Origin of the sequence: Neisseria sp. (assembly GCF_030523955.1) — a bacterium.
GTDB lineage: Bacteria > Pseudomonadota > Gammaproteobacteria > Burkholderiales > Neisseriaceae > Neisseria.
The window spans coordinates 1-11295 of record NZ_JAUNHL010000079.1 but is presented as its reverse complement, the minus strand read 5'-3'; the positions used below and the strand labels follow the sequence as shown (position 1 = coordinate 11295).

Genomic DNA, 11295 nt, shown 5'->3' with positions numbered 1-11295 from the left:
TGCGAGCATTTTAGCTTCGCAAGTCCGCTACGCTACCTAACGCCGCAGACGGGGTTTTTTGACCAAAAACACCGCCGTTGCGTTAATTGTCGACAGACCCTAGGGTCTCTTTTTCTTAAGTTGATGTGCCAGAAAACGCCAGATGCCTGTCTGAAAACATTTTCAGACAGGCATCGCAAGGGCAAACTAACTGATATGTCATACGAATCTATAGCGGATTTAATTAACTTTCGATACAAGGCAGCAAGCCGCAGGCAGTACAAGTAGTACGGCAAGGCGCAGCAACGCCGTAGCGAAAGTTAAGTTAATCCGCTATAGCGAACAAATCCAATATCTCCGCTTAAATTAAACCATTTGCCTCACCCCATCGGGCATCGGGCGGCCAAACACAAATTTATCCGCTTATTTCGATTCCTTAGCCTTAAACTCTTCGTATTCCGTTTGATAAAGCGGGCCCAAACGGTCGGCTTGCTCTTTAGGCAGTAATTTTCGTGCATCGACGAAGAATTTTTCTTCTTCCTCTTCAAGGTGATGCTCTACAGTTTCCACCAATTGCTCGGCTGTTGAGAGCCAGCGCTCCTCTCCGGTACGCCCGTCGCTCAATACATCCAGCAGTTCGTCCATCTCGTGGTGTTCGGCAATCGCATGACGACCAAGCTCCAGCCCGTTTTCATACTGCATCACCGGCAGATAAAGATGGCGCTCTTCCCCCGCCGCATGTGCAACTAATTCCAAATAGAGTGCTTCATAGGTTTTTTTCTTCTGCTCCAGTTTTTTATCGGCTTTCATCTGCCGGCAAAGTTTACGCTGGATTTCGTGGTTCTCAATCAACGCCTCGAAAATATCCATAATTTGCTCCTGTGGATTGTGTTTTAGTGTGTTACATACTTCTTATATCATAAATTTACGCGGGTTTGCACGATGAAGTTTTCTCAAAATCCGCCGGGAAAAAGCTTGCGTGAAGCCAAAAATCATTATTTGGGGCAGGAACACCATGTGGTCTGCCCTGATGGCAAAATGCCTGTCTGAAAACTTTTTCAGACAGGCATTCAGAGGTATTTGCCAAACTGTGTTTAACGCTTTTTCTGATTGTTGTTTTTACTGCCTTTGGGCTTTTTCTCCGCCGCTTCCAAGCGCTGCGCCACAAATTCCACCATCAAATCTTTCTTTTCCCAGAAAAAAGTCTGCATTTTTTGCAGCGAATAGATTTTCTTTACCATTGCCGGCAGTCCTTCGTGCACAATGGCGGCTACTTCGCCATTGCTCTGCTCGGCATCCATCGCCGTTTTCAAATCCATACCTTTTTCGTCGAGATAACTTTGGAGCTGCTTTTTCACGCCGCCGTGAATTTCAAATTGTCCGATCATTTTTGTTTTCCATTTATCGTAATGATGAATAAACGCTTTTGCCTAACAAACGCAAAGCGCGCTTATTCTAACAAACTTCCACCTCGCATAGCCGATAAAACGGCAAAATCCCGCCGGCAAACGCCCAAAACGTGCGATTGTACGACACCGCCGCTTTCCTGCCGCCATGCCTGTCTGAAAGCCTTCGGCCAAACTTTCAGACAGGCATAACGGATACCCCGGCCAGCCGCAGAAGATGGTTTTGCAAAGGTTCGGGCAGGTGTATCATACGAGCCTTATCCAACCCGAATCCAAGAAAGCCCCGTTACCATGTATTTGTGGCTGAAACTGCTGCACGTTTTTTTCATCATCTCTTGGTTTGCCGGCCTGTTTTATCTGCCGCGTATTTTTGTAAACCTAGCCATGTCACCGCCGGATAGCGACGAATACCGCCGCCTGTTGACGATGGCGCAAAAACTCTACCGCTTCATGACGCCCTGGGGCATCGGTGCTTTAATATGCGGCCTGGCGATTCCGTTCGTAAACGGCTGGGAAAACCAAGGCTGGGTACATGCCAAGACGCTGGTTGGCGTATTACTGGTTTTCTACCACCTCTATTGCAGCGCGCTGTTGCGTGCTTTTACCGCCAACCGAAACCGGCACAGCCACAAATGGTATCGTTTTTTCAACGAAGTGCCGGTATTGATGATGATTGCCGCCCTCTATTTGGTGATTTTCAAACCTTTTTAAGTGACCACGCAGAACCATGATGAGCAATATCGAAATCGAGCGCCGCTTTTTGTTGGCAGACGATAGCTGGAAAGCCCTGGCAGGCGCTCCCCGTTTAATGAGCCAGGGCTATTTGAGCGTAGAAAAAGAATGCACCATCCGTGTGCGCATCGTCGGCAACCGAGCCTGGTTGACACTCAAGGGCTATATTTCCGATGTGTCACGAAGCGAATTCGAATACGAAATCCCACTTTCAGACGCGCAAACCATGCTGGATACCTTGTGCCCTTTCCGCTTGCAGAAAAACCGTTACGAGCTAAAACACGAAGGTTTCTTATTTGAAATCGACGAATATTTCGGCGACAACGCACCTTTGGTGGTGGCCGAATTGGAACTACCCTCCGAGCATACCCCGTTTCCCCGCCCATCATGGCTTGGCGAGGAAATCACCGCCAACGGCCGCTACACCAATGCCTATCTGAGCAAACACCCTTATTCGGCTTGGGAACCGGAAAAATAAATTTTGAAACTATAGCAGATTTAATTAATTTTCGATACAAGGCAGCAAGCCGCAGACAGTACAATTAGTACGACAAGGCGCAGCAACGCCGTAGCGAAAGTTAAGTTAATCTGCTATAAAATGCAAAAAACGGATGGCATCACCATCCGTTTTCTATTTTATTTTACTGCCTGAATCTACCGGATTGAGCTATGCCCAAACGGAAGACGTAGTAAAGACTGCAAAGACCAAAGCGGCCAGCATAGTAGTTTTCATAACATTTTCCCAAATATTGAATTTTATGATAAATAGTTTCTTATGAAACTTGTTTGTCATCATAAACCAAGCAAGCGATATAAGCAATATCCCAACAGCGTTCCCCTGCCCTTATTTCCCTTTATTTCCTTCATTTACCTCATTAAACAAAGCCACTACAACTACCGTGTTTTTCCGATGCTAAAATACAAGAAAAATCATTTTAATAACTTTACCTCTAAGAGATTTTAAAACGCGATGATACTGACAAAATTAAAACAAAAATGGCAAAACCCAGATAGCCTGCAAGAAAAGCAAACATCCCAACCCTCCCCCTTCCACGCCATCATTACCTTTGAATATCTCGCCGGCGAAATGAACGGTCAGGAATTCTCGCGGATTGCCTGGCCGGAAATTACACTGGTTGCCATCAAAATCGAACCGAACGAAGACGGCGAACCGCATCCTTATTGGTATATCGGCCATAGTGAGAAAACCGTACGACTTCCCAACGATACCGAAAACATAGAAGAGCTGATGACTGCGCTTACCGAGCTATTGCCTCATTTCGACAGTGAGCTCACCCATCAAGAAATCCAAACCGCGCTGATGGCCGACGAAGGCCGCTACGACATCTGGCAGTTCGATTAAAATCCGCTGCCCCGTTTTTTAACCAAGGACGATTCATGAACCGCAACGAACAACTTTTCAACCGCGCCAAAGCCATTATTCCCGGCGGCGTTAACTCACCCGTGCGCGCCTTCGGCAGCGTGGGCGGCATCCCGCGTTTTATTAAAAAAGCACAGGGCGCTTATGTGTGGGACGAAAACGATACCCGCTATATCGACTATGTAGGCTCTTGGGGGCCGGCGATTGTCGGCCATGCGCACCCGGAAGTGGTTGAAGCGGTGCGCGAGGCAGCTTTTGGCGGTTTGTCGTTCGGCGCACCGAGCGCTGCGGAAACCGTGATTGCCGAAGAAATCGCCAAGCTCGTGCCCAGCGTTGAACGCGTGCGGCTGGTCAGTTCCGGTACCGAAGCCACCATGTCGGCCATCCGGTTGGCACGCGGCTACACCGGTCGCGACAAAATCGTCAAATTCGAAGGCTGTTACCACGGCCATTCCGACAGCTTGCTGGTCAAAGCCGGCAGCGGGCTGCTCACCTTCGGCAACCCCAGCTCCGCCGGCGTGCCTGCCGACTTCACCCGTCATACGATTGTGCTGCCGTATAACGACACAACCGCATTGGCGCAATGTTTTGCCGAATTCGGCCATGAAATCGCCTGCGTGATTCTTGAGCCGATTGCCGGCAATATGAATCTGATTAAGCCTTCCGCCGAATTTGTGCAGCAACTGCGCTCGCTCACCAACGAAGCCGGAACGGTATTGATTTATGACGAAGTAATGACTGGTTTCCGCGTCGCCTTGGGCGGTGCACAATCGGTGCACGGCATCACGCCCGATTTGACCACCATGGGAAAAGTCATCGGTGGCGGCATGCCCTTGGCGGCTTTCGGCGGCAAAAAAGAAATCATGGAATGCATTTCTCCGCTCGGCAGCGTGTATCAAGCCGGCACGCTGTCAGGCAACCCGGTAGCGGTAGCCGCCGGTTTGAAAACGCTGGAAATCATCCAGCGCCCCGGCTTCTACGAACAATTAACCGCCGCTTGCCGACAGCTTACCGACGGCCTCACCTCAGCCGCGCAACAAGCGGGTGTTATTTTCTGCGCCGATCATATCGGCGGTATGTTCGGCCTCTATTTCGCCGAACACATCCCGCAAAGCTATGCCGACATGACCGCTTCCAATATAGAAGGCTTCAAAACCTTCTTCCATGGCATGCTGGATCGCGGCGTAGCCTTCGGCCCGTCGGCTTACGAGGCCTCATTCGTTTCCGCCGCCCATACGCCCGAGCTGATTGGGGAAACCGTAGAAACTGCCAAAGCGGTATTTCAACAGATGGCGGGTTAACCCCCACCGCTCTTAAACTTAATATGATATGCCTGTCTGAAAAAATTGGCGCGTTTCTGTCAAGCTAACATTTTCAGACAGGCATTCTGACTACACGACCTAAATCTCCAAGCCAGAGATAAAAACAGCGTAAAAGAGTTTAACGGAAGTCTCTCGCTATCGGTTTTCCCCTCTTTACACTATAATAAAACCGATAGCGATACCCCTTCTTTTTCCAATGGAGAGAACACCATGGCATTTTTGAAACTGACCGACCAAAACCTGCAAGGCAAAACCGTATTAATCCGTGCCGACATGAACGTGCCCTTTAAAGACGGCCAAATCAGCGACGACACCCGCATCCGCGCCTCGCTTGCATCCATCCAGTTTGCATTGGATAACGGCGCTTCGGTGATTGTCATGTCCCACTTGGGACGCCCTACCGAAGGCGAATTCCATCCCGAAGACGATGTCGCACCGGTAGCCGCCCATCTGGGCAAGCTGTTGGGCAAAGAAGTAAAAGTATTGAACGACTGGCAGGAAAACAAACCTTCGCTGGCCGCCGGCGAAGTAGCCATGCTGCAAAACGTGCGCATCAACAAAGGCGAAAAGAAAAACGATGCCGAACTGGGCAAAACCTATGCCGCATTGTGCGACGTATTTGTTAACGACGCCTTTGGCACTGCCCACCGCGCCCAAGCCTCTACCGAAGCGGTAGCCGCGGCCGCCCCCCTGTCTGTAGCCGGCATTCTGATGGCCGATGAGCTCGATGCGCTGGGCAAAGCGTTGAAAGAACCGGCCCGCCCGATGGTGGCGATTGTCGCCGGCAGCAAAGTTTCCACCAAGCTTACCATTTTGGAGAGCCTGGCCGACAAAGTCGACCAGTTAATCGTCGGCGGCGGCATTGCCAACACCTTCTTGCTGGCCGAAGGCAAACCCATCGGCAAATCGCTGGCCGAAGCGGATTTAGTGGACGAAGCCAAAAAAATCATCGCCAAAATGGCGGCCAAAGGCGGCGTGGTACCGCTGCCGGTTGATGTGGTAACCGCCAAAGAATTTGCCGAAAGCGCCCAAGCCGAAACTAAATCCATCGACGATGTGGCGGCGGACGACATGATTCTGGATATCGGCCCGAAATCGGCTGCCCAATTGGCCGAATTGCTGAAAAAAGCCGGCACCATCGTTTGGAACGGCCCGGTCGGCGTGTTCGAATTCGACCAGTTCGCCGGCGGTACCGAAGTGCTGGCCAAAGCAATTGCCGAAAGCCCGGCTTTCTCCATCGCCGGCGGCGGCGATACTTTGGCGGCCATTGCCAAATTCGGCGTGACCGACCAAATCAGCTACATTTCCACCGGCGGCGGCGCTTTCCTCGAATTTTTGGAAGGCAAAGAGTTGCCCGCCGTAGCCGCACTGGAAAAATTTGCCGGTTAAGCATTTTGATAAAATATTAATCAATGCCTGTCTGAAAACCAATTTTCAGACAGGCATTTTATTTGTCACAGCGCAACCGCTTATCGTTCATAGCGTCAAAACATCCCGAAAAATTTTATTTTTCCCCAAGCCCGCTGCTATAATAAACCCGACTACACCCCACTACATCACACAGGAGTTTATACAATGGCACTCGTTTCTATGCGCCAATTACTGGATCACGCGGCAGAAAACAGCTACGGCCTGCCCGCGTTCAATGTTAACAACCTCGAACAAATGCGCGCGATTATGGAAGCCGCCGACCAAGTCAACGCTCCCGTAATTGTGCAAGCCAGCGCAGGCGCACGCAAATATGCCGGTGCGCCTTTTCTGCGCCATCTGATTTTGGCCGCCATCGAAGAATTTCCTCATATCCCCGTGGTGATGCACCAAGACCACGGCGCCTCGCCCGATGTCTGCCAGCGCTCCATCCAACTCGGTTTTTCATCGGTGATGATGGACGGCTCGCTGCTGGAAGACGGCAAAACCCCCTCTTCTTATGAATACAACGTCGAAACCACCCGCAAAGTGGTCGAATTCTCCCATGCCTGCGGCGTATCGGTAGAGGGCGAAATCGGCGTTTTGGGCAATCTGGAAACCGGCGAAGCGGGCGAAGAAGATGGCGTCGGCGCAGTCGGCAAACTTTCGCATGACCAAATGCTCACCAGCGTGGAAGACGCCACCCGCTTCGTGCGTGATACCGGCGTAGACGCACTGGCCATTGCCATCGGCACCAGCCACGGCGCCTACAAATTCACCCGCCCGCCCACCGGCGACGTATTGCGTATCGACCGCATCAAAGAAATCCACGAAGCCTTGCCCAACACCCACATCGTGATGCACGGCTCCAGCTCCGTTCCGCAAGAGTGGCTGAAAATCATCAACGATCACGGCGGCGCCATTGGCGAAACCTATGGCGTACCGGTGGAAGAAATCGTGGAAGGCATCAAACACGGTGTACGCAAAGTCAACATCGACACCGACCTGCGTCTGGCCTCTACCGGCGCCATCCGCAAATTCATGGCCGAGAACCCAGCCGAATTCGACCCGCGCAAATATTTGGCCAAAACCGTTACCGCGATGAAAGAAATCTGTGTGGCCCGCTATCTGGCTTTCGGCTGCGAAGGCCAAGCCAGCAAAATCAAACCCATCTCATTGGAAAAAATGGCTGAAAAATATGCCAAAGGCGAATTAACACAAATTGTTAAATAAGCGCAAAGAAAACGCTTAAATGCAAATATTATTTCAGTTATAAAAATATACGTTATTTTTTTATCACACAGTGCCTGTCTGAAAATCAGCAAATTATTGCTGAAGCATTTTCAGACAGGCTTTCTTTGTATTTTCAAGCCGTTCAGGCCATTTTTCATACCGATTACCCACCTTATGAGTATCTGCCAATTCTGCTGAGCTTATAATAAAAAAACTTAAAATTTCCCATAACCATCTGTATTAACAGTTTTTTAAATAATTTCCTAATAAAAATCAGCAACACGGCTGGAAAGCAATTCTCGCAGAAAACTGTAAACTTCAGTTAAATTTCTACATTTTCATATTTTCCAGTCTGCTACCTGATTCATTGCATTACTACTCTTAGCCACAAACAACACCAAGCGGATTCGGAAATGTCAAATAATATCAAAATATTATCCCAATACACTCTGGCAGCCCTAGCACTTATCCCACTTTATGCCGGAGCCAAACTGGCGGATACCCCTTTTGTTCTCGACAATCAGGCAGTAACCACCGGCGGCAGCGGCACCGTCAAGCCAAACGTTATGTTCTTGATTGACGACTCAGGCAGTATGAATGACATGCCAAACTCGCAGGCACACGCTTCCAAATTAAACATTACCAAAAGTGTATTAAACCAAGTGCTGTCGCAATACAAAGACACCATCTATTGGAGCCTGCAAACCCTCAACCAAAACGGCAATGTCGGCCTCAACGGCTATACTACAGACTATAACGACATAATACGCCGTGTAAACAGCATTACCGCCGATGGCGGTACGCCCACCACCCGCCGTTATTATGAAGTCAGCCAGTTTATCCGTGAATCTACCCGTTACCGCTGCCAAAAAAACTATATTCTGCTGGTATCTGACGGTGATTCTAATCTAAGTTGCTGGATATATGACAGCCGTAATCGGGAACGTTCTCCTACAAATCCCGCCAACTGGACAACCTCCCCCTATAAAACCTTCGGAAACCTTACTGACAGTTACTTCGGCAACCATCCTTATGGCCAATGTATTGCCGCAACCGGCGGATCTTATGATTCGTTCTGGGATGCCGATGAAGGCCTGCGCTATTTTAGCAAAACACTGGCAACCACCGACTTTAAAACTTCCGGTATCGATGCCGCAGGTAAAAGCTGGAATGGCGATCCTGCCGATCCGCAAGAAAACGGTATCAGCAAATTCGCCAGCCAAACCGCACAAACTTTCACCATCGGCTTTGGCAACGGTTTGAGTGAGCGGGGAAGAAACTATCTCAAACAAGGTGCCAGCCAACCCAACTATTACTTCTCCACCGAAAACGGCGGCGACCTACTGACTCGAATAGAAGATATTTTCGACACTATTGCTTCTAGTTCAGCTAATACTACCGGCACCTCTTACGGTAGCACCGCCCCCGCAGTTACCCGCAGCAATACCGCACCGGGTTCCGCCGCCGTGGTCTTTCTCGATACTGCATCCTGGAGCAGCCAACTACGTTTTTTCAAACTCAACTCCGACGGCTCGCCCAACCTGGCCACGGGGTATAGCCAACCTTCGTTCGGTAACCGAAAAACACTGATTAACACCGGAAGCGGCACCTTCTTTGCCGATGAGTTAACCAATCTCGATAATACTTATTTCAATACCATCAGTTCCACAGCCACCGATCAAAACGAATGGCGCGAAGCCCTTATTCCTTGGACCACCCGCCAAGGAAACGATACCACTATCAAGAATTTGGCGGATACTCGCAAATACTCCCAAGCTTACCGCGAACGGGCTGCCGGCACCCGCGATTTGGGTGATATTATTGATGGCTCAGTACTTGCCATCGGCGACCGCAGCCGTGGCAATCGCGAAGAATTTCTAGTGGCCGCCGCCAACGACGGCATGGTCCATTTATTTCGCAGCAATACCGCCACCAATGCCGTCAATCCGTATGATTTATTAGTCAGCTATATGCCGGCAGCCATGGAGCGTACCGATGACCAAGGCAACCCCTCTACGCTGGCAAAAACCCTGAAAGACATTGCCCACCCGAGCTACGGTCAAGATAGCGCCCATCCGCACCGCTATATGGTTAACGGCGGATTTACCTTGTTGCGCACCCCTACCAGCCAAGATAGCCAGATTTTTATGTTCGGTGCAATGGGCCAAGGTGGTCGCGGAGCTTATGCATTGAACATTGGCGGTAAAAACCGTGCCACCGGACGGGATATCGCCCTAAGTACCGGCAGCAACTCCTGGAAAAGCGACATCCCCCTGTTCGAAACCGCCAAAGGCAACGGCAACACCTTGGGCTATACCATCGGCACGCCAAAAATCGGCCGAATTTCCATCCAACGCGAAGCAGGCCAACCCGTTGATGTTACCCAAAACATCCGTTACGCAGGCTTCTTAGCCAGCGGTTTCCCTGAATCAAAGCCCAGCTCTACCTCTAATCAAGAAACTGCCCTATATGTCTACGATATGCTAGGGCAGGAAGCTGCCTCCGGCGGAAAAACCCTAAGTAACAGCCAACCGGGCACACTGTTAGGCAAAATCACCGCTCCTGATGGATCTGGCGGACTGGCCACCCCCACTCTGTTGGATACCAATTATGATGGTATCTACGACCTTGCTTATGCCGGTGATTATGGCGGCAACATGTTCCGTTTCGATTTACGCAGCACGCCGGATAAATGGACGGCAGTCAAAATATTCAGTGCAAAAGGCGGCCAACCGATTACTTCCGCACCTACCATCTCCAGGCGCACCAACGGTGTATATGTCGTGGTTTTCGGTACAGGCAGCGAAATCTACACTGAGGATTTGCGCAGTACTGGTACACAATCCCTTTACGGCATTTATGACGATATCAACACCACAGGCTCTACTGCCACCAGCAGCCAACTGCTGAAGCAAAATCTTATCGAAAGAGATGGTTATTACTACCTCAGCGACTATAGCTTCGATCCTGCTATTCACAAAGGCTGGACCATAGACTTGACTGCTGCTGCCGGTGAACATGTCGTTGTACAGCCCACCATGTTGCTGCGTACCGCGCTGTTCACCACCCGTATGTATACCGTTACCGAATCCCAACAAAACAATGGTAACGCCGATCCCTGTATTGCCAGTACTTACACCAAAACCGTCACCGCCAAGAGCCGTAGCCTTGCCATCAACAGCACCAACGGTGGTGCTTTAACAGCCAATGATGCGCGATTGCTATACGATAATAATACGACTACTACTTATATCGATCCAACCAACCAAACCGCCTACTATCCAAACGGGAAAATGTTTGACGGCTTGCTCTCTCAGGTGTTAGTTCACTCCAGCTCTACCACTAACAACGGAAATACAAACAACAATTCTGATGCAACCAACAACCCTGACAACCCGCAAACACTGGATGGCGAAGGAGGCGGAAGCGGTACCGATGCACCATTAAACTCCAATCCCTCAACTCCTAGAAACTCTTGTTTCAATAATGGCAACAAACCTTATCTGCAAACTGGTCACAGTGGCAATACCAGCACACCATTAGCCAACATAGCCACCGCCGGCCCTGCTTGCAGCAATTATGTCCGCCGTATCAACTGGCGTGAAATATTCTAATTTTGAAATACAATAAAAAAACAATACCCGACTATTCCGAGTATTGTTTTTTTATTGTTCGATAAATATCCAAATTATAAAATGCCTGTCTGAAAATATCTTAAGCGGCATATTTGGATCAATTAACACATTTTTTATAGAAGGCAGCAACCGAAGATATAGTGAATTAAAATAAGAATTCCAAACTTTACTCCCCCCCTTACCAGCAGAAAAAAATGGCC

Annotated in this window: 9 protein-coding genes; 7 read left to right on the top strand and 2 right to left on the bottom strand. The window is 49.7% G+C overall.

Annotated elements, in window-relative coordinates; translation table 11 throughout:
* Positions 1-402 precede the first annotated feature (402 nt).
* Both Q4C79_RS12235 and Q4C79_RS12230 read right to left on the bottom strand, forming a co-directional pair.
* Positions 403-849: a hemerythrin domain-containing protein gene (locus tag Q4C79_RS12235; protein WP_303091301.1), complete on the bottom strand. Its 447-nt coding sequence runs from the start codon at positions 847-849 to the stop codon at positions 403-405.
* 224 nt (positions 850-1073) lie between these two features.
* The gene (locus Q4C79_RS12230; protein WP_303091300.1) at positions 1074-1367 is read right to left on the bottom strand and encodes a hypothetical protein; all 294 of its coding nucleotides are present in this window, start codon (positions 1365-1367) and stop codon (positions 1074-1076) included.
* A 309-nt stretch (positions 1368-1676) separates the two neighbouring features.
* Between Q4C79_RS12230 and Q4C79_RS12225 the strand changes: the two genes are divergently transcribed.
* From Q4C79_RS12225 to pilC, 7 genes are all read left to right on the top strand, one after another.
* Positions 1677-2096 (top strand): CopD family protein, encoded by a 420-nt coding sequence (locus Q4C79_RS12225; protein ID WP_303091299.1) that lies wholly within the window; start codon positions 1677-1679, stop codon positions 2094-2096.
* A gap of 19 nt (positions 2097-2115) precedes the next feature.
* Complete coding sequence (locus tag Q4C79_RS12220) at positions 2116-2595, top strand: CYTH domain-containing protein (protein WP_303091302.1); 480 nt, start codon at positions 2116-2118, stop codon at positions 2593-2595.
* A 492-nt stretch (positions 2596-3087) separates the two neighbouring features.
* The gene (locus tag Q4C79_RS12215; RefSeq protein WP_303091298.1) at positions 3088-3480 is read left to right on the top strand and encodes a hypothetical protein; all 393 of its coding nucleotides are present in this window, start codon (positions 3088-3090) and stop codon (positions 3478-3480) included.
* A gap of 35 nt (positions 3481-3515) precedes the next feature.
* Positions 3516-4799, top strand: a complete 1284-nt coding sequence (gene hemL, locus Q4C79_RS12210; protein WP_303091297.1) for a glutamate-1-semialdehyde 2,1-aminomutase — start codon at positions 3516-3518, stop codon at positions 4797-4799.
* Positions 4800-5030: 231 nt separating this feature from the next.
* Positions 5031-6209, top strand: a complete 1179-nt coding sequence (locus Q4C79_RS12205) for a phosphoglycerate kinase (protein WP_303091296.1) — start codon at positions 5031-5033, stop codon at positions 6207-6209.
* Between the two features lie 186 nt (positions 6210-6395).
* Positions 6396-7460 (top strand): class II fructose-bisphosphate aldolase, encoded by a 1065-nt coding sequence (gene fba / locus Q4C79_RS12200; RefSeq protein ID WP_303091295.1) that lies wholly within the window; start codon positions 6396-6398, stop codon positions 7458-7460.
* 413 nt (positions 7461-7873) lie between these two features.
* On the top strand, positions 7874-11074 hold the full coding sequence (pilC, locus tag Q4C79_RS12195; protein WP_303091294.1) for a PilC family type IV pilus tip adhesin: 3201 nt from the start codon (positions 7874-7876) through the stop codon (positions 11072-11074).
* Positions 11075-11295: the final 221 nt, after the last annotated feature.

Excerpts from the sequence above, each read along its gene's own strand:
- Q4C79_RS12230 (WP_303091300.1), bottom strand. The coding sequence starts at position 1,367 with ATGATCGGACAATTTGAAATTCACGGCGGCGTGAAAAAGCAGCTCCAA.
- pilC (WP_303091294.1), top strand. The coding sequence starts at position 7,874 with ATGTCAAATAATATCAAAATATTATCCCAATACACTCTGGCAGCCCTA.
- Q4C79_RS12205 (WP_303091296.1), top strand. The coding sequence starts at position 5,031 with ATGGCATTTTTGAAACTGACCGACCAAAACCTGCAAGGCAAAACCGTA.
- Q4C79_RS12225 (WP_303091299.1), top strand. The coding sequence starts at position 1,677 with ATGTATTTGTGGCTGAAACTGCTGCACGTTTTTTTCATCATCTCTTGG.
- Q4C79_RS12235 (WP_303091301.1), bottom strand. The coding sequence starts at position 849 with ATGGATATTTTCGAGGCGTTGATTGAGAACCACGAAATCCAGCGTAAA.
- hemL (WP_303091297.1), top strand. The coding sequence starts at position 3,516 with ATGAACCGCAACGAACAACTTTTCAACCGCGCCAAAGCCATTATTCCC.
- Q4C79_RS12215 (WP_303091298.1), top strand. The coding sequence starts at position 3,088 with ATGATACTGACAAAATTAAAACAAAAATGGCAAAACCCAGATAGCCTG.
- fba (WP_303091295.1), top strand. The coding sequence starts at position 6,396 with ATGGCACTCGTTTCTATGCGCCAATTACTGGATCACGCGGCAGAAAAC.
- Q4C79_RS12220 (WP_303091302.1), top strand. The coding sequence starts at position 2,116 with ATGAGCAATATCGAAATCGAGCGCCGCTTTTTGTTGGCAGACGATAGC.